Annotated in this window: 22 protein-coding genes; 13 read left to right on the plus strand and 9 right to left on the minus strand. The window is 69.8% G+C overall.

The annotated features are described in order from the left end of the window. The first annotated feature begins 62 nt into the window (after positions 1-62). The 4 genes from IE262_RS31600 to IE262_RS31615 all read left to right on the plus strand — a co-directional run bounded on the left by IE262_RS31600 (position 63) and on the right by IE262_RS31615 (position 2,371). A complete protein-coding gene (locus IE262_RS31600) occupies positions 63-524 on the plus strand; it encodes a hypothetical protein (protein ID WP_229877652.1) in 462 nt (153 codons plus the stop codon). Positions 525-629: 105 nt separating this feature from the next. Next, positions 630-1,535 (plus strand): hypothetical protein, encoded by a 906-nt coding sequence (locus IE262_RS31605; protein WP_189878531.1) that lies wholly within the window; start codon positions 630-632, stop codon positions 1,533-1,535. Positions 1,536-1,607: 72 nt separating this feature from the next. Then, a complete protein-coding gene (locus tag IE262_RS31610) occupies positions 1,608-1,994 on the plus strand; it encodes an ADP-ribosylation/crystallin J1 (protein ID WP_134038488.1) in 387 nt (128 codons plus the stop codon). 170 nt (positions 1,995-2,164) lie between these two features. Then, complete coding sequence (locus tag IE262_RS31615) at positions 2,165-2,371, plus strand: hypothetical protein (protein WP_134038485.1); 207 nt, start codon at positions 2,165-2,167, stop codon at positions 2,369-2,371. A gap of 85 nt (positions 2,372-2,456) precedes the next feature. Here the strand turns inward: IE262_RS31615 and snpA are convergent, their stop codons facing one another. Next, positions 2,457-3,134 carry a snapalysin gene (gene snpA, locus IE262_RS31620; protein WP_189878533.1) on the minus strand — a complete coding sequence of 226 codons (678 nt, stop codon included), beginning with the start codon at positions 3,132-3,134 and terminating at the stop codon, positions 2,457-2,459. Between the two features lie 262 nt (positions 3,135-3,396). On the opposite strand from snpA, the gene IE262_RS31625 reads away from it, so the two are divergent. Next, positions 3,397-4,413 (plus strand): LysR family transcriptional regulator, encoded by a 1,017-nt coding sequence (locus IE262_RS31625; protein WP_134038482.1) that lies wholly within the window; start codon positions 3,397-3,399, stop codon positions 4,411-4,413. Between the two features lie 87 nt (positions 4,414-4,500). Here the strand turns inward: IE262_RS31625 and IE262_RS31630 are convergent, their stop codons facing one another. Then, positions 4,501-6,591 (minus strand): PhoX family protein, encoded by a 2,091-nt coding sequence (locus IE262_RS31630; RefSeq protein WP_189878535.1) that lies wholly within the window; start codon positions 6,589-6,591, stop codon positions 4,501-4,503. A 245-nt stretch (positions 6,592-6,836) separates the two neighbouring features. On the opposite strand from IE262_RS31630, the gene IE262_RS31635 reads away from it, so the two are divergent. The 3 genes from IE262_RS31635 (at position 6,837) to IE262_RS31645 (ending at position 10,671) form a co-directional block, all read left to right on the plus strand. After that, a complete protein-coding gene (locus IE262_RS31635) occupies positions 6,837-8,471 on the plus strand; it encodes a VWA domain-containing protein (RefSeq protein WP_189878537.1) in 1,635 nt (544 codons plus the stop codon). A gap of 101 nt (positions 8,472-8,572) precedes the next feature. Further along, positions 8,573-10,216 (plus strand): methionine--tRNA ligase, encoded by a 1,644-nt coding sequence (gene metG / locus IE262_RS31640; protein WP_189878539.1) that lies wholly within the window; start codon positions 8,573-8,575, stop codon positions 10,214-10,216. An 89-nt stretch (positions 10,217-10,305) separates the two neighbouring features. Further along, a complete protein-coding gene (locus tag IE262_RS31645; RefSeq protein WP_134038469.1) occupies positions 10,306-10,671 on the plus strand; it encodes a PH domain-containing protein in 366 nt (121 codons plus the stop codon). Positions 10,672-10,721: 50 nt separating this feature from the next. Here IE262_RS31645 and IE262_RS31650 read toward each other — a convergent pair whose 3' ends face one another. Beyond that, entirely contained in the window at positions 10,722-12,848 is a 2,127-nt protein-coding gene (locus IE262_RS31650; RefSeq protein WP_229877654.1) for a serine/threonine-protein kinase, read from the minus strand. Between the two features lie 152 nt (positions 12,849-13,000). Continuing rightward, positions 13,001-13,474, minus strand: coding sequence for an Lrp/AsnC family transcriptional regulator (locus IE262_RS31655; protein ID WP_189878542.1), 474 nt, complete (start codon positions 13,472-13,474; stop codon positions 13,001-13,003). Between the two features lie 110 nt (positions 13,475-13,584). Here IE262_RS31655 and IE262_RS31660 point away from each other — a divergent pair, with 110 nt between their 5' ends. Both IE262_RS31660 and IE262_RS31665 read left to right on the plus strand, forming a co-directional pair. Then, positions 13,585-14,400 carry a class I SAM-dependent methyltransferase gene (locus tag IE262_RS31660; protein ID WP_189878544.1) on the plus strand — a complete coding sequence of 272 codons (816 nt, stop codon included), beginning with the start codon at positions 13,585-13,587 and terminating at the stop codon, positions 14,398-14,400. 67 nt (positions 14,401-14,467) lie between these two features. Then, positions 14,468-15,151, plus strand: coding sequence for a nucleotidyl transferase AbiEii/AbiGii toxin family protein (locus IE262_RS31665; protein WP_189878546.1), 684 nt, complete (start codon positions 14,468-14,470; stop codon positions 15,149-15,151). Positions 15,152-15,192: 41 nt separating this feature from the next. Here the strand turns inward: IE262_RS31665 and IE262_RS31670 are convergent, their stop codons facing one another. The 3 genes from IE262_RS31670 to IE262_RS31680 are packed head-to-tail and all read right to left on the minus strand — an operon-like array spanning position 15,193 to position 16,478. Next, the gene (locus IE262_RS31670; protein ID WP_189878547.1) at positions 15,193-15,384 is read right to left on the minus strand and encodes a DUF397 domain-containing protein; all 192 of its coding nucleotides are present in this window, start codon (positions 15,382-15,384) and stop codon (positions 15,193-15,195) included. Positions 15,385-15,429: 45 nt separating this feature from the next. Further along, complete coding sequence (locus IE262_RS31675; protein WP_189878549.1) at positions 15,430-15,624, minus strand: DUF397 domain-containing protein; 195 nt, start codon at positions 15,622-15,624, stop codon at positions 15,430-15,432. 2 nt (positions 15,625-15,626) lie between these two features. Next, entirely contained in the window at positions 15,627-16,478 is an 852-nt protein-coding gene (locus IE262_RS31680; RefSeq protein WP_134038444.1) for a helix-turn-helix domain-containing protein, read from the minus strand. A gap of 255 nt (positions 16,479-16,733) precedes the next feature. Between IE262_RS31680 and IE262_RS31685 the strand changes: the two genes are divergently transcribed. Next, positions 16,734-17,183, plus strand: a complete 450-nt coding sequence (locus IE262_RS31685) for an ATP-binding protein (RefSeq protein WP_189878552.1) — start codon at positions 16,734-16,736, stop codon at positions 17,181-17,183. Between the two features lie 80 nt (positions 17,184-17,263). Further along, positions 17,264-18,178, plus strand: coding sequence for a hypothetical protein (locus IE262_RS31690; protein ID WP_229877656.1), 915 nt, complete (start codon positions 17,264-17,266; stop codon positions 18,176-18,178). A 176-nt stretch (positions 18,179-18,354) separates the two neighbouring features. Here the strand turns inward: IE262_RS31690 and IE262_RS31695 are convergent, their stop codons facing one another. Both IE262_RS31695 and aspS read right to left on the minus strand, forming a co-directional pair. After that, positions 18,355-19,692, minus strand: a complete 1,338-nt coding sequence (locus tag IE262_RS31695) for an MFS transporter (protein ID WP_134038439.1) — start codon at positions 19,690-19,692, stop codon at positions 18,355-18,357. A gap of 259 nt (positions 19,693-19,951) precedes the next feature. Next, complete coding sequence (aspS, locus tag IE262_RS31700; protein ID WP_189878553.1) at positions 19,952-21,715, minus strand: aspartate--tRNA ligase; 1,764 nt, start codon at positions 21,713-21,715, stop codon at positions 19,952-19,954. Positions 21,716-22,435: 720 nt separating this feature from the next. Here aspS and IE262_RS31705 point away from each other — a divergent pair. Next, the gene (locus IE262_RS31705; RefSeq protein WP_134038433.1) at positions 22,436-24,556 is read left to right on the plus strand and encodes a SpoIIE family protein phosphatase; all 2,121 of its coding nucleotides are present in this window, start codon (positions 22,436-22,438) and stop codon (positions 24,554-24,556) included. Positions 24,557-24,584: the final 28 nt, after the last annotated feature.

Genomic DNA, 24,584 nt, shown 5'->3' on the forward strand with positions numbered 1-24,584 from the left:
GAGAGAACAGAGAAGAGAGATCCAGCGGGCCCAGCGGGACCAGCGGAGAGAGGAGCGCTCCCATGGCTCATCCCACACCGGCGCCGAAGACAACCGGAAGGCCCGAGGTCTGGGTCCCGCACGCGCCGGACCTCCCCGACGTCCTCAGCGAGCGCACACACAACGTGGTCCGATGGGCGCTGACCGTGACAGTGGGGCTGGTCTACGGCTACTGGACCGCGTCCGTCAACCGCGCGGGCGGTCCGATCACGGGCTGGAACATCCTCCTGGGATTCGTGAGCGCCTTCGTGTTCATGGGGGCCCTCACGGGTGTCCGCGCGCTGGCGCCCCGGCTGCGGCGCGAGCTGCACGCCGCGACGTGGGCCGCCTTCGCGGGCATCGCCTTCGGCTTCATCTACAGCCAGAGCGACGCGAGCGTCCTGCAGTCCTCCCTCCTGTCCCTGGCGGTCGCGGTGGTCGTGGGCGCGATGGCCTTCTACCGGTACTACACGCACGAGGACGCCGAGGGTCACCGGGACAGGTGACGGCCCCGCCCCGCTGTCCCCGTACGGCTTGTCCTGTGCGCCCATATGCAGTCATCGGCGGTCCGACCGCTCGCGCGCGGTGGCTGAGGAGCCTTGCCTGAGAGGGTGCCTCGACGTGTCCGGAGCGCCCTGTCGGCCGTGCTGATCGCGCTCGCCTCCCTGCTCGCGCCGCTCGGCGCGCTGTCGGCGTGGGCGACGTACGAGATCGGCGACGCGGCACGGTACGAGGCGGCGACGGCACCGCTGGCCGCCGACCCGCACGTGCGGAACGCGATCGCGGACGCGGTCACGGCCGGGATCATGCGGGAGGTCCATGTGAGGCCGCCGCTGAAGGGGCCGGTGCGGGCGTTCACGCACGACGCCGTGCGGTCCTTCACGCAGACCGCCGCGTACCGCGCGGCGTGGACCGCGGCGAACCGGGCCGCGCACGACACGGTGCTGCGGGCGGTGCGCGACGACGGTACGGCGCCCGTGACGCTCGACGTGGCGCCCGTCACCGAGCGGGTGAAGGAGCGGCTCGTACGCGACCGCGTGCCGTTCGCCCACCGCATCCCGGTCGAACACACCGAGGTCGTCGTGCTGGCGTCCGATGACCTGGACCGGCTCCGGAAGGGATACCGCGTGCTCGAACTCACCGCGTTCTGGCTGCCGTCACTCGCCCTGGCACTGGCCGTGGCCGGCGTCCTCGTGTCCGCCTGCCGCCGCGGCGCGGTGTTCGCGACGGGGGTCGGTACGGCACTGGGCGGTGTCCTGCTGGGGATCGCCGTGGCCGTGGGCCGCCATATGACGCTCACCGACCTGCCGCCCGACGTGTCCCGCGCGGCGGGGGCCGCCGTCTACGACGCCCTGACGGCCACCCTGCGCACGGTGACGTGGCTGCTGGTGGTGCTGGGCGTGTCGGTGGCACTGGCGGCCTGGGTCACGGGTTACCACGGCCACCACCGGCAGCCCCCGCCCGAGCCTGCCCCGCCGGTGCCCACCCCGCAGGAGCAGCCACAGCCCCAGACCTGACGCCACCGCCCCGCCGGCGGACCGCCGTAATTCCATGGCGCGACGGCACCCGCCGGACTACGGTCGCCCCTCATGCCCACCCAGCCCACGACCACGACCACCCGGCCCACGACCACCCTGTGGCGCCCGACCGGCCCGGAGGAGCTCGCGCTCGTGGAGGCCTCCGGCTGGACCGCCTGGCCCCCGCGACTGCCCGAGCAGCCCATCTTCTACCCGGTCCTCAACGAGGACTACGCCGTGCGCATCGCCCGCGACTGGAACGTGCCCGCCTCCGGCTCGGGTTACGTGACCCGCTTCGAGATCGACACGGAGTTCGTCTCCCGGTACCCGGTCCGGCAGGCCGGCGGCCGGACCATCCTGGAGCTCTGGGTCCCGGCGGAGGAGCTGACGGAGTTCAACGCGCACATCGTGGGCCGCATCGAGGTCGTACGGGAGTTCCACACCGTGTCGCGGTCCTGACCCGCGGCACGGCGTCAGCAGGGCGTTCCCGGTCGCCGGTCAACACCGCGCCCGTGGCGGATCGTTACGTCACTCCCGCAGGGGTGACGCGGCACGTACGCACGGCCGATGAGGGCAATGCTCCACCTTGTCAGCCTTCTTACCGACTTCCTACCGAAAAGGTGATGTTCATGAAGCGTACGGCTGCCGTCCTGCTCGGAACCCTTGCCGCACTCGGCGCCCTCGGCGCCACGTCCGCGCCCGCCGTCGCGGTGCCGGACCCCGTGGGGACCCTCAACTGCGCACTCCAGACCCCCGGTGACGTGACCGCCTTGGTCGACCCCGCCGCGCCGGCCGTGCCCACCGAGATCCCGGGCGCGACCTGCCTGACTCCGTGAGCCGGACAACCGACGGATGAGTGCGGGCCGCCCTGTGCAGGAGGGCGGCCCGCACCCGTGGGGGGTGGCGCCTGATCGGGCCCCGCTAGCGGGCCTTGCCGAGCGCCTTGTCCAGGGCCTCGGCGAAGCCGTTGGCCCACAGCTGGTCCACGCGGGCCCGCTCCGCCGCGTTCGGGTTGGCGTTCGTGCAGGACGTACCGGGGCCGCCGCCCGACATCAGCTCGCTGCACGGGCCGGAGTAGTGGTCCGGCAGGCCGAGCACGTGCCCGGTCTCGTGGGCGGTCACGCGCGTGGAGTCGTACTGCTGGTTCTGCGCGTAGTCGAGGAAGATGTAGCCGCTGCCGTGGCCGTTCGTGGAGGCGTAGGAGCCCCGCGGGTCGTTGCCCTCCCGGTAGCTGAAGTCGGCGCTCGACGCCGAGCCCGACTGGAGTTTCACGTTCGCCACCGCGCCGTTCCAGATCGAGGTGGAGCGGGCTATCTGGCCGGCGAACGTGGGCGCGCGGGAGGCGTCGTAGACGACGGTGACGGCCGCGGCCTGCGGGTTGGCGGCGCGCTTCTCGGCGACCGACCGGATCACCGCCTCGAAGAACGCCCGGTTGGCCTTGGCCTCTTCCGACGAACCCTCGTACTTCACATACGACACGGACGACTCGGGGGCGGGCGCGGCGGACGCGGGGACCGCCGTGCTCAGGCCGGCGCCCGCGAGAGCGAGGGCGATCGCCGCCACACGGGCGGACTTGGGCATGCGTGTGCGCAGACGCATCGATGACTCCTTGGGTGGGGGGTGAAGTCGTCATCGAGTCTGGGCGCCTGTGCGATGGCTGTGATGACGCCAACAGGCGATAGCACGCGGCTATCAGCCGGCGCCGACCGTCCGTCCGTCGTTCGCCCGTCGGGCGCCCCGTCGTCCGCCCGTCGGCCGTCCAACTCGCCTGTGTTGCATGGGGTTTGTGCGTCTGGTGCAACCCATGCTCGCGCTCTAGTCTCCACTGACATGGAGCTGGGACAAGCAGAGAGCTTGCACCATGGAGCTTGAGGTGAGACATCTACGCGCGTTGTGCGCCATCGCCGACACCGGCAGCCTGCACCGCGCCGCACGCCAACTCGGCGTGGCACAGCCCTCGTTGAGCACCCAGTTGCGCCGTATCGAGCAGGCGCTGGGCGGCACCCTGTTCCTCCGCGAGCGCACCGGCTGCCGCCCCACCGCGCTGGGCCGTGTGGTGCTGGGCCGGGCCCGCCCCCTCGTGGCCGAGTTGCAGGCCCTGGTGGCCGAGGCCCGCGCAGCCGCCGTGACGGGCCCTCAGCTCCGCGTCGGCTCCACCGCGAGCCCCGCCCTCGCGGGCTGGCTGCGCCGCCTGCGGGACGGCCCGCGCGAACCCCTCCTCCAGATGGACGTCTCCGCGAACGCCCTGCTGCGCATGGTCGCCGACGGCCAGCTCGACGTCGCGTTCGTGCACGAGGTGGAGGGGTGCCCGCTGCGCATCCCGCCCGAACTCGGCATCCGCGTCCTCGTCGAGCGCGAGCCGCAGTTCGTGTCGCTGCCCATGGACCACCCGGCCGCCGCCCGGCCCGTCGTACGCCTGACAGACCTGGCCGAGGACCGCTGGATGGTCGACCCGACGGTGGACGGCGAGTGGGACGCGGTGCACCGCATGCTGCGCACCGCGGGTCTCAACCCCCGCATCCTGCACGGCGACTACCACACCACCGCGTCCCTCGTCGCGACCGGCGAGGTCGTCACCGTCTGCCAGCCGACCTGCCAGTCCCGCCCCGGTATGGCCGTACGCCGCCTGCACGGCGACCCCCTCGGTGTACGCCTCATCCTCGCGGCCCGCACCGAGGAGATGCTGGACTCCGTGTACCCGGTGCTGGTCGAGGCGTACTGGGACACGGTCCGCCAGGCACCGGCGTACCGGGAGTGGCTCATGGCGAAGGGGGCGCCCCCGGGCCTGGGAGCGCCCCCTTTGTCGTCCGAGCCGTGTGAACCGTACGAGCCCTACGAGCCGTACGAGCACACGTACCGCGAGAGGAAACCCGCGTAGATACGCGGCACGTCGCAGCTACGGCTCTCCTTCGCTACGCCGGTACCGCGCCATTCCGGTACCCCGCTACGTCCGCGTCACGGACCGTCAGACGCCGATGTCGCTGCCGTCCACGGCCCACACCGAGACCACGGACGGGCGAACGATCTTGCCCTCTCCGTCCGGCCAGGCGCTCTTCGGGTTCTCCACGGAGGCGCCGTCGATCTCGCCCGGGTGCTGGACGGCGACGAGGACGCGGCGGTCCTGGACGATCGGGCCGCAGGTCTCGGCGCCGTTCGGCACGGTCAGGAACTGCTTGAGCTCACCGCGCCGCTCGCCCTTGGTCGCCACGCCGAACAGGCCGTCGTGCGAGCCGAGCGCGTTGCCGTCGGTGGAGATCCACAGGTTGCCGTGCGGGTCGAAGGCGACGTTGTCCGGGCAGGAGATCGGGCTGACCTGGTCCTTCGGGAAGCCCGCGAAGTAGGTGGCCGGGTCGTTCGGGTCACCCGCGACGAGGAACAGCTGCCAGGCGAACGTCGTGCTCTCGGGCCGGTTCCAGCGCTCGGTGAGTTCGAGGATGTGGCCGTGCTTGTTGGCGTTGCGGGGGTTGGCCTCGTCCGCCTTGGCGTTGGAGCCGACACCGCGGTTGCTGTTGTTCGTCAGGGCGACGTAGACCTTGCCGCTGACGGGGTTGGGCTCGACGTCCTCGGGGCGGTCCATCTTCGTGGCGCCCACCTTGTCACCGGCGAGCCGCGTGAAGACGAAGACCTCCTCCGCCGTCATCCCGTCCACGTGCGAGACGGCGCCGTCGGCGGTGGCGGTGGCCAGCGGGATCCACTCGCCGCTGCCGTCGAACTCGCCGTCGCTCGGCAGCTTGCCCGTGCCGTCGATCTCGATGGCGGGGGAGTTGCCGGTGAACTTGGCGACGTAGAGGGTGCCCTCGTCGAGCAGGGAGAGGTTGTGCTCGCGCACGGCACGCGACGTCCCCTGCTTCATCCGCTTGCTGCCGACGAACTTGTAGAGGTAGTCGAAGCGCTCGTCGTCACCGGAGTACGCGACGGGACGGCCGTCGGCCGTCAGCCGGATGGTCGCACCCTCGTGCTTGAAGCGGCCGAGCGCGGTGTGCTTGCGGGGCGTCGACGTCGGGTCGTACGGGTCGAACTCGACGATGTAGCCGAAGCGGTGGACCTCGTTCGGCTCCTGGGCGACGTCGAACCGCTTGTCGAACCTCTCCCACTTGCGCTCGGAGGCCCCGGTGCCGATGCCGTACCGCTTGTCGGTCGCGCGGCTGCTGTTGGCGAAGTACTGGTTGAAGTTCTCCTCGCCGTGGAGGGTGGTCCCCCAGGGCGTGGTGCCGCCCGCGCAGTTGTTGAGGGTGCCCAGGACCTTCGTGCCGGTCGGGTCGGCGGAGGTCTTCAGCAGGTCGGACCCGGCGGCGGGGCCGGTGATCCGGAACTCGGTGGTGGCGGTGACACGGCGGTTGAGGTGGTGCCGGGGCACGGCGGTGAGCTTGCCGGTGCGCTTGTCCTCCTCGACGACGACCGCGGCCAGACCGTGCGCGGCCCAGGCGATCTCGACCTGCTCGCGGGTGGGGTTCGCGGGGTCGTACCCGCGGAACATCAGCACCTCGTCGGTGTACTCGTGGTTGGCGACGAGGATCTGCCGTCCGCGCTCACCCGGCACCGGGAGGAGGGCGAGGAAGTCGTTGTTGTAACCGAACTGCCCGGCCTGGGCCTTGGCCGTCTGGTTCTCGGGGTCGAAGGCGGGGGCGCCGCGCAGGATGGGGTCGCCCCAGCGGATGACGACGTTCTGCTGGTACCCGTCGGGGATCACCACGGCGTCGGTGGTGTTGGGGGCGACGGGGGCGAAACGCAGACCGCGGGCGGCCTTGCCCTGCTTGGCGGCCGTGGCGGCGGGGGCGTCGGCGGCGGTACCCGTGTCGGTCGTGCCCGCGGCGGCGGGGGTGACGACGGCGGCACCGGCACCGGTGGCCACGGTCACGACGGCGGCGGCGCGCATCATCGTCCGCCGGCTCAGCGCGGTGGCGATGACGTCACCGACGTATTCATTGGTGCTGGTGTTCGGCACCTCGTGGAAGCAGGCGTCACCACACCGGAACCGGCAGGTCATGGCGGACCGCCCCCCGGGGTGCGACGCGCTCGCCCCGTTTACTCCAACCACTGGCAACAGTTTGCGCACTTTACTCTCCCGATGCGTGCCCTTGATGTGATTGGGACGGTAGGGGCGAATGCGTTCGAGTACGCGGACAGCGGGTGAACAAGTGGTGAAGCTGGGGAGGTCGAGGCCATGTTGACACGGGCGCGCGGAACGGTCTACCGACTCTTCTTGCCCCAGCCCAAGATCGCCCCCGTCGGCCGCTAACCTTACGTGTCCGTCCTGGCCAGGGATCGACGGGCTTCAACACACGCGAAGGGTTGCGCAACATGGGCATTCTTTCTCTCCTGCGGAACGCGTTCGGCCGCTCACGCAAGGGGCGCGACGCCGACGCGACAGCCTCTTCGCGGGAGCCCTCGCCCGAGACCACGCAGGCTCCTTCCACGGCAGCTGCTCCTGCACCGACGCCTTCTCCATCGGCTGCATCCACCGCTTCCACGGAGGCTGTCTCCACCTCTCCGAAGGCTGTCTCCACTGCCACGGAAGCCGTTTCGCAGGACCGGGAGCCGAAGGTCCCGGCCCCGTCTCCCAAGTCCGAGCAGAGCCCGTCTGCGGCGGACGACCTGGTCTCGGCGGCCTTCGACAACGTGACGGTGCCGAAGCCGAGGCCGGAGGAGCCGAAGCCCGCGGCGCCGACGGCCGAGCCCGAGGCCACCGCCGCGCCCGAGCCCGAGCCCGTCGCCGTGACGGAGCCCGCCCCGAAGCCGGAGAAGGCCCCCGAGCGGGAGCCTGAGCCCGAGCCGGAGCCGGAGGCGGAGGTGGCCGCGGAGCCGAAGCCCGAGGCGCCTGCCGCCGAGCCGGAGCCCACGACACCGGCGCCCGAGCCCGAGCCCACCGCCGTGACGGAGCCCGAGCCCACCGCTGAGCCGGCCCCCGTGGCCGCCGCAACCCCGGAACCCGCCGTTGAGCCGGAGCCGAAGCCGGAGGAGAAGGCCGAGGCCAAGCCGGAGCCGGAGCCCGAGCCCGTGGCCACCGAGACCCCGGAGCCGGCCACAGTCGCCGTAGAGCCGACAGAGCAGACCACGCCGACCGAATCAACCGAGTCCACCGAATCAACCGAGTCGGCCGAATCAACGGAGCCGACCCAGCCCACCGAACAGCCGACCGAACCCGCAGCCGCCGACGGCGACCAGGCCCCACAGGGGCCACCCGCAGCCGACGACGAAGGCAGCACGGGTGGTGCGGGTGGGAACGACAACCCGGCCGAAGGCGAAGCCGAGGCCGAGAACACCCCCGAGCCCGCCGCAGCGAACCCCGCAGCGCGCATCCGCACCAAGGCCCCCACCCTCACCACCGCCTACAAGGCCGCCGCGGCCACCCTCAAGAAGCAGAACCTCACCGGCACCCGCGCCAAGGTCTACCTCGTCCTCGACCGCTCCGCCTCCATGCGCCCGTACTACAAGGACGGCTCCGCCCAGGCCCTCGGCGAGCAGGCCCTCGCCCTCGCCGCCAACCTCGACCCCGACGCCACGGTCCACGTCGTCTTCTTCTCCACGGAACTCGACGGCACCGGCGAGCTCACCCTCGACGAGCACGAGAACAAGATCGACGACCTCCACGCGGGCCTCGGCCGCATGGGCCGTACCAGCTACCACGTGGCCGTCGAGGAGATCGTCGCCCACTACGAGAGGTCCGGCACCGAGAACCCCGCGCTCGTGATCTTCCAGACGGACGGCGCCCCGGACGCGAAGACCCCCGCCACCCAGGCCCTCACCAACGCGGCGAAGAACCACCCCGCCGTCTTCTTCTCCTTCGTCGCCTTCGGTGACCCGGAGAACAAGGCCTTCGACTACCTCCGCAAGCTCAAGACGGACAACACGGCCCACTTCCTGGCCGGCGAGACCCCGCGCGAGCTGACCGACAAGGAACTCTACGAAGGCGTACTGGCGAACTGGCGCCCGTAGCCCAAGACACCACGCAGCAGCCATCGGGGGGCGGACGGGACAGTGTCCGCCCCCCGAAACGCGTGTGAGTCGATCTTCACGGGACCAGTAGGATTTCGTCCATGGCGGCCACTGGATCCGAGAAGCAGGGTGGAAAGGCGTTCTACGTCACCACCCCCATTTATTACGTCAACGACGCTCCTCACCTGGGCCACGCCTACACGACCGTCGCAGGCGACGTGCTCTCACGCTGGCACCGCCAGCGCGGCGAGAAGGTGTGGTACCTCACCGGCACGGACGAGCACGGTCAGAAGATCATGCGCACCGCGCAAGCGAATGGGGTCTCCCCGCAGGACTGGTGCGACAAGCTCGTGGAGGAGGCCTGGAAGCCCCTCTGGGAGCACCTGGAGATCGCGAACGACGACTTCATCCGCACCACCCAGAAGCGGCACACGGACCGTGTGCAGGAGTTCGTCCAGGACCTGTACGACAAGGGCGAGATCTACCAAGGCGGCTACGAGGGCCCTTACTGCGTCGGCTGCGAGGAGTACAAGCTCCCCGGCGAGTTGCTCGACGGCGAGGGCGAGTACGCGGGCCAGAAGGTCTGCCCTGTCCACAAGAAGCCGGTGGAGATCCTCAAGGAGGAGAACTACTTCTTCAAGCTGAGCGAGTACGGCGACAAGCTGCTCGCTCACTACGAGGCCAACCCGGACTTCATCCAGCCCGAGTCCGCGCGCAACGAGGTCGTGAACTTCGTGCGCCAGGGCCTGCAGGACCTGTCGATCTCCCGCTCGACATTCGACTGGGGCATCCCGATCCCGTGGGACCGCAAGCACGTGATCTACGTCTGGGTCGACGCGCTGCTCAATTACGCCACGGCGGTCGGCTACAACGAGAACCCGGCGAAGTTCGAGTCGACCTTCCCGGCCGACGTCCATCTGGTCGGCAAGGACATCCTCCGCTTCCACGCGGTCATCTGGCCCGCGATGCTGATGGCGAACGGCCTGCCACTGCCCGGCAAGATCGCCGCCAACGGCTGGCTGATGGTCGGCGGTGAGAAGATGAGCAAGTCGAACCTGACGGGCATCAAGCCGCAGGACCTGACCTCGCACTTCGGCGTGGACGCGTACCGCTGGTACTTCCTGCGCGCGATCGCCTTCGGTCAGGACGGCTCCTTCTCCTGGGAGGACTTCTCGGCCCGCTACACGAGCGAACTCGCCAACGACTACGGCAACCTCGCCTCGCGTGTGGCGGCGATGGTCGGCAAGTACTTCGGCGGCACGCTCCCGGCGTCGACGGATGACGGCGCAGCAGAGAAAGCCATCCACGACGGCCTCGCCAGGGCCGCTGCGGAGGCCGACCGCAAGATCGGTGACGAGCTGCACTTCCAGGGCGGCATCCTGGCCGTCTTCGAGTTCATCAAGCAGGTCAACGGCTACATCACGGAACAGGAGCCCTGGAAGGTCGCCAAGACCGCATTTGATCAGGCTGCTGACGCAGCGGACTCCGAGGTGGGCAAGGCCCGCCTGGCGACCATCCTCTACACCGCCGCGGAGTCCCTCCGTGCGGTGGCGGTCCTGCTCAACCCGATCATGCCGGAGACCTCCCAGAAGCTCTGGGACTCCCTCGGCGCCGAGGCCTCCCTCGGTGCCCTCGCGGACCAGCAGGTCCAGGAAGCCGGCGCGTGGGGCAGGCTCCCGGCCGGTACGACGGTCACGAAGGGCGCGATCCTCTTCCCGCGCCTGGAGGAGAAGCCGAACGCGTAGTACACGCACCATGAGCAGAGGGCCTGGGACGATATGTTCCAGGCCCTCTGCTCGCAACCTCGCACGCCCCCGCGCGCGTCCCCCGATACATGGCACTGTTCGGAAACGCGCACACCGTCAACCCCGGCAAGGCCCAGCAGGACTACGAGCGTCTGCTGGGTCACGGGGAGCAGATCCACGCCGCGTACCTGCTCATCCGCGACACCATCCTGTTCACCGACCGGCGCCTGATCCTGGTCGACAAGCAGGGGCTCACCGGCAAGAAGGTGGAGTACCACTCGGTCCCCTACCGCAGCATCACGCACTTCTCGGTCGAGACGGCCGGCCACTTCGACCTCGACGCCGAGCTCAAGATCTGGCTCTCCGGCACCCACGAGCCGATCGAGAAGACCTTCACCAAGGGCGTGGACATCTACGAGGTCCAGGCGATCCTCACCCAGTTCGTGGCGAGGTAGCCCCCACCCGGTCGACCATGGGCCGCACCGTCAGGCGCGGCCCGGTCTCCTCAAGCCGAGGGCGGGGCGACCGCGAAAATGGACCCCGTGCTGGAGCCCGCATACGCCACGCCGTTCAGTACCACGGGTTCAGGGCGTTCGTTGGTGAGGCTCGCGATGCTCGTGTTCGGATCGCGCCGCGCCGCGCTCAACCACACCGTCTTGCCCGTTGTGGCGTCGACACAGATGATCCGTCCATCGCCGGCCAGGCTGTACAGACGACCACCGGCGAGCACGGGCCGGGCGGGGGACTCTGCCTCCGTCTCCAGGATCCAGTTCCGGCGGCCCGTCCGCAGGTCGTACGACGCGAGCGTGCCATCCGGCCGGCTGAGATAGACCGCGCTGCCCTGCGCGCGGGCAGTGCCGACAGGCGCACCCCGGAGGGGGAGACGTTTCACGCTTCCGTCCTTGCGGGTGACGCGGGTGATGCTCTTGCCGTCCAGGAGGAAGGACACCGTGTCGCCGTCGGCCGCGATCGGCGAGCCAGGGTCCTCATCGAAGGTGGCGAGAGCCTTCGCCGTCCGCAACGTGTCGGCGTCGAGGACGGCGACGGACGTGATGAAGCCCCCGTCCGCCCCGTACTTCAACAGGTGCAGCACGCCGTTTCCGCCGTCAAAGACCTCGACATACTCGCCGGCGGGAAACGTCCTGGACGCGACCAGCTTTCCCGTCCGTGCGTCCCTGCGGTCGATCCGGGTCCCGTCCACATGCGGGTGAACCATGGTGACCGCGGACTTCTGCACGAGGGAAGACGGAGTCCCCGACGACTCGGCCGACCACAGCCGGTCACCGGTCTTCACGTCGAAGCCCACGAGCTGCTCCCGGTCCGGGTCCTCGACCAGGGCAGTCTCTCCTGCGAACCCCACGAGTGACCCACGCCGCAAGTTCTCGTCGTACCGCTCGCTCCATATGACCCGTCCAGAGGCCGCGTCGATCCGCTCGACCACACCACCGTCTTCCGTGCACACAAGAATGTCTCCGGTACCGGCGCAGCCGGGAAGGTCATCCCAGCTACGCCCCACGGTGGTGGTGGCCGGCTTCTTTTCCCACAATGCCCACCCCTGCGGCCGCATGGCCGCCACCTTTTCGATGGCGGGTGCAGTCCGTGTCGGCGAGGCGCCGGCCGAGGGTGAGGAGGAGCCCTTGGCGTCGCCACGGTCTCCTCCCGCGTCGTCCGCCTGCATCATCGGCACCGCCACTGCAACCACGACCGTGGTCACGGCGGTCAGCACGTAGGCGAGCGTCCGGGGCCGCAGCCGGGGACCGTTCGTGACACCTTCGGGTGCCGTCGTCCCCGTCGATTTCTCCGGTCCTGCCTCCACTGCGCCTTTCTCCCGGAGCAGAGCAAGCAGTTCGGCGGGGGAGGGGCGACCGGTGGGATCCTTGAGCAGGCACTTCTCGACGACGGAACGCAGGGCCGATGGGACTCCGGCGAGGTCTGGATCGTCGTGCACGATCTTCATCGCGACCGCGATGGGCGGGGCGTCCGGGTCACCGTCGAAGGGCCCCCGGCCCGTCGCCGCATGCACAAGGACTCCACCCAGCGCGAACACGTCGGCCGCCGGCCCGACTTCACGCGGCGTGTTCAGCTGTTCCGGGGCCATGAAGGAGACGGTGCCGAGGACTTTGCCGGTCCGCGTCAGGGGTTCGGCCTTCAGCACCCGGGCAATGCCGAAGTCGATGACCCGGGGGCCGTCCTCGGTCAGCAGCACATTGCTCGGCTTCAGGTCGCGGTGCACCAGGCCGGCCCGGTGGATGTCGCGCAGAGCCTCGGCAAGTCCGCGACCGAGCTGCCACACGGCGTCCTCGTCGAACGCGCCGGTCTCGCGGACGCGTTCCGAAAGCGTCGGGGCGTCAAAGTACTGCGTCGCCATCCACGGGGGCTCGCCATCGGGATCGGCGCCGACGACCGAGGCGGTGAATGCCCCGCTGACCTGTCGCGCGGCATCGATCTCAAGCCGAAAGCGAGCGCGATAGTCGGTGTCGTCCGCGAACTCCCCTCGGATGATCTTCAGGGCGACCTTTCGGCCCGACGGCGACACGGCCAGATGGACGACCCCCATGCCGCCTGCTCCGATGCGACGTTCGATGCGGTACTCCCCGACATACGGCGGCGTGTACTCGTCCTGCCAGCTCAAGGGCCCCCTCCTGCGACTCCGTGGTGATCAAACCTTCCCCACGCACCGAGGGTGGGAACAACCAACGGTCCCGGCTCCCGCGGACTGCACGGACGCTAGCGCATTCTGTGCCGCCGTCGGGCGCAGTGCGATCGCCTGCCTGAAGCACCAGCTCATTCGTCTCCCTGGCGTCCGTTCACAGGCGTCAGCACCCGCGTACTCGTCTGCTGATAGATCACCGAGCTGCGGAAACTCACCACCTCCCGACGCGCGCTGACCCGGTCCATGAGGAACGCGTGCAGTTGCTCGATGTCCGGCACGGCCACGTGGACGACCACGTCGTCGTCGCCGGAGACCACGAAGACGGAGACGACCTCGGGCAGTTGGGCCAGATACGCCTCGAAGCCGGAGATCACCTCCCGGCTCAGCGGACGCAGGCGCGCGAACACCAGTGCCTGGAGGGACAGGCCCAGCATGCGCGGCTGCACGGCCGCGTGGTACCCGGTGATCACACCGCGAGCCCGCAGCGCCCGGACCCGTTCCAGGCAGGTGGAGGGCGCGATACCGACCAGGCGGGCCAACTCCCGGTTGGTGAGCCGTCCATCGCGCTGGAGATGGCTGAGGATCGCCGAATCAATGTCGTCCATGGCCGTCATTCTCGGCGGTGAACCGAATTTGGTTCGGCTCTTCCCCCATACTCCCGTATCCGACCCTAGATTTCCTGCCATCCACTGGATGCGAAGGGACCCCCACCTCGATGACGCCCACCACGCCCACGGCACCCACCACACCCGCCGCCGCCGAGCACTACGACGGCTTCCTCGCGGAGCACTACACCTGGATGCTGGGCGGCGACCTCGGTGCGCTGGCCGCCGCCCAGCGCGCGCAGTTGGCGGACTGGGGTGTGGTGCCCGTGGTCCCGGGCCCGGCCGACGGTTCGCTGGCGGTGGACCTGGGCTGCGGCCCCGGCCATACGAGCCTGGCCCTGGCCGAGTCGGGCGTCGACCTGGTCCTCGCGGTCGACCTGAGCCAGTCGCTGCTGGACGAACTGTCGGCGCACGCCGCCGACGTACCGGCGATCCGGCCCGTACGGTCCGATCTGCGCACCGCCCTGCGGGAACTGGTCCGCCCCGGCTCGGCGGACGCGGTCGTCTGCCTGGGCGACACGCTCACCCACCTCCCGACCAGGGGGGATGTGGCCGCCCTGCTGAACGACATCGCCGGCGCGCTCGCCCCCGACGGAACGGCCGTCCTCTCCTACCGCGACCTGACCGTCCCGCTCACCGGCACCGACCGCTTCCTGCCGGTCCGCTCCGCGCAGGACCGGATCATGACCTGCTTCCTGGAGTACCCGGAGGACTACGACGACTACACGGTCGTCGTGCACGACCTGATCCACACCCGTTCCGCCCCCGAGGGCGCCTGGACCCTGCACGCCCGCAGCTACCGCAAGCTGCGGCTCGCCCACGCCTGGGTGCTGGAGCAGTGTCGTACGGCCGGGCTGCGGGTGGTACGGGAGGAGAACGGTGCCGGAGGCGGCATGCGGACGGTGATCCTCCGACGTGCCGCGTGACGCCACCGCGTCGCCGCACCACCCCGCGATAATCAGGGCATGGCCACTCCCCCACCCGAGCCGCCACGTGAACGAAACTGACACCGGGCGGCGCCTCCCGCTCGACGTACTCGCGATCGGCGCCCCCTACGCCCTGGCCCTCTCCGGCGACCATGCGGTGCAGGCGCACGGCCTGGTCGCGGGGCCCGCGCCGGGCGCCCTGGAGGTGGCGACCGAGAGCCCCGAGCCCATGGAGTCGATCGCGGCCGCGGTGCGGGCCGGCCTGGAGGAACGGGGCTGGCGCGTACGCCCCCGGGAAACGGACCCCCTCGCCAGCCGTCTGATCGTCACCGACCCCGCCACGGACGAGGACCACACGCTCGACATCCTCAAGGAAACCCTCTGGCGCCCACCCGTCCCGACCGCCCTCGGCCCGGCCCTCTCCCTCGAAGACGTCATCGGCACGAAAGTCCGGGCCCTGACCGACCGCGGCCTCGCCCGCGACCTCGTCGCCGTCCACGCCGCCGCGGACCGCTGGAGCTTCACCGAACTGGAGGAACTGGGCCGCCGCCACGCCCTCGACGCCTTCGACCTCACCGACCTCCAGTCCCGACTGGAGGGCATCGAGTGGGTCGCCGACAGGAACTTCACCCACTCCGGCCTCGACGAACAGGCCATCACGGCCCTCCGCCGGTGGGCCCAGTCCTGGGCCGACGACATCGCGGAACGCCTCCTGGAGGAGGAAGCGCTGGAGCCCCCACCCGACGAATGACCCCGCCCCCGCCCGGAGTGCCCCGTGCGGCTACCGGTCGCTCACGGGCGCGTCGACGTTCGGGTGCCCTGGATGTCCCGGAGGAGTGCGGCGAGGGCGGTGGGGGGTACGGGGAGTATTCGGGCGGGGTCGTCGCTTTCGCGGAGAAGCAACGTGACTTCGCCGTGGCCAAGTTCGACGCACTCGTTGCCGTCGGCACCACCGGAGAACGATGACTTCTGCCACGGAGTCACGTCACAGCTCCTTCGCCAAACGGTGGACGGCGAACTCCGGGTCGCTCACAGGCGGGTCGGCATGCGGGCGCCCTGGATGCCCCGGAGGAGTGCGGCGAGCGCGGTGGGGGTGACGGAGAGTATTCGGGTGCCGGAGTCGCTTTCGCGAAGGAGGATCAACTCGCCTTCATCCCAGCCGAGTTCTACGCATTCGTTTCCCGCCGCGCCACCGGAGTACGTGGACTTCTGCCACTGGATCACGCCTACATCTCCTTCAACAGACGGTGGATGAACTCCCGCGACCGACTGGGGTCAAGGGACGCTGACTCCACCTTACGGAAGAGCGTTCGCATGACGAGGAGTTGAGCGGAGGCGTCCAGGAATGCGGAGCCGTACGGGGTGTCCCGCTGCACGGTGTCCAGGGTTGGCACCCGACCGCCCGCGTAAACCAACGACGAACTGGCGCCGGCGAACCCATCGACATCGAAGGGAACGATTCGCACCGAGACGTTGGGGCGCTCCGACTGACACAGCAACGCGTCAAGTTGAGCACGTGCTACCCGTCGGTCGGCGACGCGAGTACGCAGTACGGACTCGTGCAGGACAGCCTCGTAGGGAACTGCGGGCTCTCGCGAGAGCACCTCCTGGCGCCGCATCCGGTACGCAACCCACAGTTCCAGCTCACTGCTCGGGAGCGGCGGCACCCAGTATCCGAACACGGCGCGCGCATACTCTTCGGTCTGGAGCAGGCCCGGCACATGAGCGGTCGCAATCACCTGCATGAACCTCGCGTGGTACTCCAGCTCGGCCAAATCCAGGAACTCGGGTGGGAGGACATCCCGGTACTCCTCCCACCAGCCGCGTGTTCGGTCCGCCGCCATCTCCACAAGGGCGTCGACCAACTCCTTGTCGGCGCAGGCGTACTGCACTGCGAGTCTCCGCACACGCTCCTTGCTGACCCCGGCGTTACCTGCTTCGATCTGGCTCATCTGGGCCGGGTTCGTGCCGAGCAACCGAGCCGCCTCCCGGGAAGTCAGCCCCGCAGCCTCTCTCAGTTTGCGCAGTTCGGTGCCCACGCGCACCTGACGGGCAGTCGGCTGGATCCTTGCGGGCATATGCCTTCTCATTCCCCAAGAGCACTGGCGATACCGGAGGTTGAACGACCCCGATCGGGTGTCAGGTTACGCGAACGACTTGCTTCGGCGAAACATTTGGCCCTACGTTCAGTGACGCGACGCACACACTGCGGAACGCCGGGACCCCGGAAGCGCACCGCCCCGCCCTGCCACGGCGGCCGCGGCAGAGCCACCGCCCGCGACCGCAGCGCAGCCCGACTCTCCAACCCCCCACTCCCAGACCAGGAGCTACCTATGCCCGAACCCGGGGAACCCACCGCACCCGACGAGCCCTGGACCTACACCCTCTCCATCCCCACCGACCCCCGCGCCGTCACGATCTGCCGCCGCGCCCTCCGACTGATCCTCGCCCTCCACGAGTTGCCCCAACTCACCGAAGCCGCCGAACTCGCCGCAACGGAACTGGTCGCCAACGCCGTACGGCACACGAAGGGCCCGGCGGCCATAAGGCTCCGCTGGTCGGACCCGACTCTCCGGATCGGCGTATGGGACACGGACCCCAAGCCGCCGATCCCGGCACCGCGCATCGACACCACCCTGAACCCCGCCCTCGAATCGGGCCGCGGCCTCACCCTCGTCGAAGGGTGCTCCGACAACTGGGGGTGGTACGCCCTGGGAACGGCCACCCAACCCCCGGACGGAAACGGCAAGTTCGTGTGGTGCGAGCTGGCGAGGGCGGCGTGAACGTTTCTTCGGCCCCCGAAAGAGTGAACGCATCCCGATCATCCGGACATCCCACACCTTGAGCCACCTAGGTTGCACACATGGTCACATCAGCTCACGAGGGCATGCACCGCATCTTCCAGGAGCGGCCCGAGATTCTCGCGCCCGTCTTCGGGGTGCTGGGCATCGCGTTACCGGAGAAGGCGACCGTGGACGTGATCGCCACCGACGCGACGGAGACCAAGCCACTGGCGCGCCACGTAGACACAGTGCTGCGCATCGGCCCCTCCGACGGTGACGACTTCCTGCTCGCCGTCGAAGCACAGGAGAGGCGGGACCCGAAGAAGGAGTCGAGCTGGCCGTACTATGTCGCCTACCTCCAGGCGAAATACGGCCTGCCAGTACTCCTGCTCGTGGTCTGCCGCGACAGGGCCACGACCAAGTGGGCGACCGGTCCCTTCGTCTGCGAGGCCCGAGGCTGGACCGCCCAGCGGACTTACCCCTTGGTCGTCGGACCGGACAACCTCCCGGTGATCACCGATACGAGAACCGCGGCGGAGAAACCCGCAATGGCCGCGTTCTCCGCCCTGGCACACGCCAAGAGCCCCGACATCGACGCCATACTGGACGCACTGGGCCGTGCCCTCGCGGAGATGGACTGGAACGCCGGCAACTACTTCTACCAATTCCTGGACAGAACCCTGGGGAAGACCCCAGCCGGACACAAATGGAGGGACATCATGACGTTCGTCAACTACTTCCCCGGCCAAGGCACGATCCTGGAGAAGGCTTACCTCGAAGGCGAGGCCAAGGGCGAGGCCAGGGGCGAGGCCAAGGGAGTCCTGGCCGTCCTGGAGGTACGCCAGATCCCTGTCTCCGACGACATCCGCGATCGCGTGACCACCTGCACTGACCTCGACCGTGTCAACACCTGGCTCCGCAGGGCCGTCACGGTCACACACGCGGAGGAACTGTTCGACGAGGACCCGGAAACCCCCGAGGATGCCCCCGCATGACACAGCGCGGAGTCGGGCTGGTGTGGGGTGCGCAGGACGTGGTGTCCGCCTGGGGTTCCTGACGGACCGCCCGCTGGAATGGGCCCCCTGCGCGGTGCGCGGGTGGTGCTGGGTGCTGATCGAGGGAACGTCGGAAGGCGCCCAGAGCTTCACAGTCCCGGGCGCCGTCGTTCGGCTCAGCCGCCGGTCGCCACCTGCCCCTTCGCTGCGGCCGGGGTGCCCGATCCGGTCGCCGAGCCGCCGCTCCGGCGGATGAGGGCGACGCCGATGACCGCCAGGATGGACGCCGTGGACAGGGTGTAGAGGCCGCCGTTCGTGGAGCCGGTCGTGTCCTTGAGGTAGCCGAAGAGGGTGGGGGAGACGAAACCGCCCAGGTTTCCGATGGAGTTGACGACCGCCAGACCGGGCGCGGCGATCTTCAGGTCGAGCCCCGACTGGGCCATCGGCCAGAACAGGGTGGCCGCGACCTTCCCGCCGACCGCGGCCAGCGTGATGGCGGCCAGACCGAACCAGGGCGAGCCCAGGGTGGCGAGGAAGGTGCCGATGGCCGACAGGACGAGGGCGATCGCCAGGTACGGGCGGCGGTCCGGGGCGCCGTCGGTGAAGTGGCTCACCGTATACATCGCGATCACGGCGCAGATCCAGGGGATGGCCGAGAGGAGGCCGACCTGGAACGGCGACAGCCCGCCGATCTCGTCGACCAGGCTCGGCAGCCAGAAGGTGATCGCGTACCCGGTGAGCGCCATCGCGAAGAACACGGTGGTCAGAAGGGCGACCTGGGGGTGGATCAGGAGCTTGAGCCGGGACACCTTGGGTGCGCGGCTGCGGGCCTCCTCGTCCCGGGCGACCGCCGAGCTCAGCGCGTCCTTCTCCTCCTGGGTCAGCCAGCGGGCGTCCTGGATGCGGGAGACGAGGAAGAAGCCCGCGATGAACCCGACGACGATCGAGAGGAGCCCTTCGAGGGCGAACATCCAGCGCCAGCCGGCGAATCCGCCGATCCCGTCCAGCTCCAGCAACGCGCCCGTGATCGGGCCGGTCACGATGTACGCGGTGGCCGAGCCGCCGAGGAAGATCGCGCTCGCCCGGCCCCGGCTGGAGTCGGGCAGCCACTGGGTGAAGTAGAGGAGCACACCGGGGAAGAAGCCGGCCTCCGCGACGCCGAGCAGGAAGCGCAGCGCGTAGAACATCCACACGTTGTGGATGAAGCACATCGCCACGATCACCGCACCCCAGGTGATCATGATCCGGGTCAGCCACACGCGTGCGCCGAACCGCTCCAGCAGCATGTTGCTGGGCACCTCGAACAGGGCGTACCCGATGAAGAACAGCCCGGCGCCCAGACCGTACGCGGTGGCGCTCACCCCGACGTCGGCCCTGAGCTCGTCCTGGACGAAGCCCACGTTCGTCCGGTCCATCTGGTTGATCAGCAGCATCAGGACCAGGATCGGCAGCATACGGCGCAGGAACTTGCCGACTGCGCGGCGTTCCACATCGGGTATCACGACTTGTGACATCGTTGTCTCCCCTCAGGGTCGTGCACATACGTGAACCGCAATCACGTACGCAAGAACTTGGGGAACCTAACGGAGGCCGAACTTCCAGGTCAATGGGTTGGTTCGGTAATCATGTATGTGAACGCCATGAATTCCGCGAACACCGTGAACCCCGCGAACCGAACCCCGCGAACCCGTGCTCGCACCATGGGCCCGGCACACGGAAAAGGGTCCTGAAGTCGACGAGCGACTTCAGGACCCTTTCCGCAGAGCCCGGGGTTTACTTCGGCTGGGGCTTGCGCACCGAGAGGTGCAGCTCCCGCAGTCGCGTCTCGTCCAGCTCCGTCGGCGCACCCATCATCAGGTCCTGGGCGTTGCCGTTGAGCGGGAAGGCGATCGTCTCGCGGATGTTCGGCTCGTCGGCCAGCAGCATGACGATGCGGTCGACACCGGGGGCGATGCCGCCGTGCGGCGGGGCACCGAAGCGGAAGGCGCGGAGCATGCCCGCGAACTGCTCCTCGACGGTCTCACGGTCGTAGCCCGCGATCTCGAAGGCCTTGAGCATGATCTCCGGCTCGTGGTTCCGGATGGCGCCGGACGACAGCTCGACGCCATTGCAGACGATGTCGTACTGCCAGCCGAGGATGTCCAGCGGGTCCTGGGTCTCCAGGGCCTCCAGGCCCCCCTGCGGCATCGAGAACGGGTTGTGCGAGAAGTCGATCTTCCCGGTCTCCTCGTCCCTCTCGTACATCGGGAAGTCGACGATCCAGCAGAACCGGAAGACGTCCTCCTCGAAGTGCCCGGCGCGCTTCGCGGCCTCCACCCGCACCGCGCCCATGATCTTCGAGACCTCGTCGAAGTCGCCCGCGCCGAAGAACACCGCGTGGCCGGAGGCCAGCGACAGGCGCTTGGTCAGCTCGGCGACGTTCTCCTCGGTCAGGAACTTCGCGATGGGGCCCGTCAGCGAACCGTCCTCGTTCACCCGCACCCAGGCCAGGCCCTTCGCACCCTGCGAGACCGCGAAGTCACCCAGCTGGTCGAAGAACTTCCGGGGCTGCGCGGACACGTCCGGCACCGGCAGGGCACGTACGTGCTTGCCCGCGAAGGCCTTGAACTCCGACCCCTCGAAGATGTCGGTGATGTCGACGAGCTCCAGCTGGGCCCGCAGGTCGGGCTTGTCGGAGCCGTACTTCAGCATCGCCTCGCGGAAGGGGATGCGCGGGAAGGGGGAGGTGACGTGCCGGCCGTTGCCGAACTCCTCGAACAGCTCCGTCATGAGCTTCTCGATGGGCTGGAACACGTCCTCCTGCTCGACGAAGGACATCTCCACGTCGAGCTGGTAGAACTCGCCCGGCGAACGGTCCGCGCGGGCGTCCTCGTCACGGAAGCAGGGCGCGATCTGGAAGTAGCGGTCGAAGCCAGAGATCATCAGCAGCTGCTTGAACTGCTGCGGGGCCTGCGGCAGCGCGTAGAACTTGCCCGGGTTCAGGCGCGACGGCACGACGAAGTCGCGGGCGCCCTCCGGGGAGGTGGCGCTGAGGATGGGCGTCGCCATCTCGTTGAAGCCCAGCGCCGTCATCTTGTGACGGATGGCCGAGATGACCGCCGTACGCAGCATGATGTTGCGGTGCATGCGCTCGCGGCGCAGGTCCAGGAAGCGGTACTCCAGGCGGCGCTCCTCGTTCACCCCGTCCTCGGTGTTGATCGTGAACGGGAGGGGGGCGGCCGCGCCGAGCAGCTCGACCTCGCCGACCTCGACCTCGACCTCGCCGGTGGGCAGGTCCGGGTTCACGTTCTCGGTTCCACGTGAAACGACCTTGCCGTCGACGCGGACGGTCGACTCCTTGGAGAGCCGGTCCAGCGCCTCGTACGCGGGCGTGCCCGGGCGGGCCACCAGCTGCGTGATGCCGTAGTGGTCGCGGAGATCGATGAAGAGGATGCCGCCCAGGTCGCGCCGATTGTGCAGCCAGCCGCTCAGCCGGACGTCGGTGCCGACGTCAGAGGCGCGGAGCTCGCCGCAGGTGTGGGACCTGTACCGATGCATCGTCGTTCATCCAGTCTTCGCGGATCGGGTTTCGCCGGGGTCGCACCCCGGGGCACCGGGCGGGGTTGAGCCCGGAACTGCCAGGGTACCGGGCGCCTCCGGCGGTTTGGGGGTGCGTTTCCTGTGCCGGTGGGGGGTGGGGTTCGTCTGCCGGGTTCTGATGGTGGGTGGCTGCGGGTTCGTTGTGGCTTGTCGCGCAGTTCCCCGCGCCCCTAACAGCTCGGGCGCACCCGGCATCGCAACGCACCGCACCACATCCCGCATCCCGCACCGCACCACATCCCGCACCGCGCACAGCACCCGCATCCCGCACCGCACCGCACCGCAACGCCCAACACTCCGCACCGCCCCGCACAGCATCCCGCACCGCCCGGCACCCCGCACCGCCCCGCACAGCATCCCGCACCGCCCGGCACCCCGCACCGCACCCCACCGCACCGGTATCCACCGTGCCCGACCCACGAACAGACCCCAGGCGCCCGCCCCACCCAGCGGCGCGCGCCCGCGGACGTGCGACGGTGGTTCCCCGCCAATGAACACCCCGCCGCGTGCACCTGCCACCAGCGAGGTAGTGGCCTCGGGCTACTGGCGCCCGTTCGGGGACAGCGCTTTCTCCTTTCGCCGTGGCTCCCGGGACACCGTCGGCTCCCGGCCACGGTGGCCGGGCCTGATCCACGGCTTCGGTGGCAGTGTCCGATCAGCTGTTCCTAAAGTGGGTCAATGCTCACTGGTGAGCCCCTGCCCGCCGTAGGGGACGTCCTGTCCGCTCTCGCGACCGGCCTGTGGCGCTCGGACATCGAGGCCGGGGTCGTCACTCTGGACGCCGAGGCCGCGCGGCTCCTCGGGCTGCCGCCGGAGCCGACGACGATCACCGAGGGCGGTATCCGCGCCCGCTTCCACCCGGAGGACTGGATCGAGGTCGACGGCGTCGTCCGGCTCGCCGTCACCGAGGGGACCATCGCCGAGGTCCGGATGCGGGTCATGGACGAGCGAGGACGAGTGGTGCGCCTCGTGCGCAGCCGCTCCAAGCCGATCGTCGACCCCGTCACCGGGAAGTACCAGCTGATCGGCACCCTCCAGGAGGTCTCCGAACCCCCTCCCGGCACCGCCGCCCGCACCCCCGTCACCGGCGACTGGCGCCGCTCACGCGAGGCGTTCCTGCTGGACGCCGGCCGTGCGCTGGCCGAGGCGCGCTCCACGGAGGAGGTGCTGCGGGTCGCGGCCGGGCTGTCCATGCCGGGCTTCTCGCCCGACGGCCTCGCCGTCTTCGGCGTGGAGGCCGACCGGCTCACCGTCATCGGGCACCACGGGCAGAAGCCGGGCGACGAGCGCCCCTTCACCCAGATATCGCTGGAGATGGACTACCCGGCCGCCGAGGTGGTGCGGACGGGCCGTGCCGTCTACATCTCCTCCCCCGAGGACTACAGGTCCCGCCACCCCGCCTCCTGGCCCCTCGCCGAGCCGTTCGGCCGCCACTCCTGGGCCTTCCTGCCGCTCACCGTCGCCGGCCGCACGATGGGCGCGTGGATGGCGGCCTTCACGTATCCGGTCTCCTTCACGCCCGACGAGCGCTCGGTCCTCACCACCGTGGCCCGCATGCTCGCCCAGGCCCTCTCCCGCGCGGGCACCGCCGAGACCGAGCGCGAGCTCACCGACGGGTTGCAGCGCTCGATGATGCCGACCCTGGGCCCGGAGATCCCCGGCATGAGCGTCGCCGCCCGCTACGTACCGACCGGCGGCGGCCTCCAGGTCGGCGGCGACTGGTACGACCTGATCCCGCTGCCGGGCGGCCGCTTCGCCCTCGTCATCGGCGACGTCCAGGGCCATGACGTGCGCGCGGCCGGCCTCATGGGCCAGCTCCGCATCGCGCTGCGCGCGTACGCCTCGGAGGGCCACCGCCCGGACGCGGTCCTCGCCCGCGTCTCCCGCTTCCTGTACGGGATCACGTCCGACGAGGACAGCACCGACCTGCGCTTCGCGACCTGCCTCTACATCGAGGTCGATCCGGCGACCGGCACGCTGGAGATCGCTCGCGCCGGGCACCCCGAACCGGCGGTGCGGATGTCCGACGGCACGGTCCTGACGCGGCACACGGCGGGCGGGCTCCCCCTCGGCATCGACCCGGACGCCGACTACCCGACGACCCGGATCGCCCTGGAGCCCGGCGAGACCATGCTGATCTGCACGGACGGCCTGATCGAGACCGGCGGCCACGACCTGGACACCGGCTGGCACCGCATCCGCCGCATCCTGGAGTCGCACGAGGGCGACCTGGAGGCGCTGGCGGACGCCCTGGTCCAAGGCGTGCACGGCCCGTCCTCCCACCACACCCCCGGCCCGCTGGCCGACCGCCGCGAGGACGACATCGCGGTCCTGCTGCTGGGCCGGCAGGGCGAGGGCCACGGCGACACCGCCCCCGTACGGCCTTCCGTGCGCCGTACGGCCCTGACGGTCGCCCAGGACGGGCCCGACCAGGTCGCCGGTGCCCGCCGGCACGTGCGCGACTTCCTCCAGGACTGGGCCCGCGAGGACCAGGTCGACTCGGCCGTCCTGCTGGTCTCCGAGGTGGTCACCAACGTGCTGGTCCACACGGACGCGGACGCCCTCCTGATCGCCGAGGTCACCGAGGCCACCGACGGGCAGGAGCGGCGCCGGATACGGGTCGAGGTCACGGACGCCGGCGACGACCTCCCGCACAGGCGCCATCCCGGCGAACTCGCCTCCTTCGGGCGCGGGCTGATGCTGATCGAGCTGCTGGCGGACGCGTGGGGCGTGGACCCGCGGGGCAAGGGCAAGACCATCTGGTTCGAGCTGTACGAGGCCCCTGTGGACGCGCGGTAGCGCCGTACGCGAACAGGCCCCGTGCGGA

The organism is Streptomyces bluensis, from assembly GCF_014650715.1.
In the GTDB taxonomy this organism is placed as follows: Bacteria; Actinomycetota; Actinomycetes; order Streptomycetales; family Streptomycetaceae; genus Streptomyces; species Streptomyces bluensis.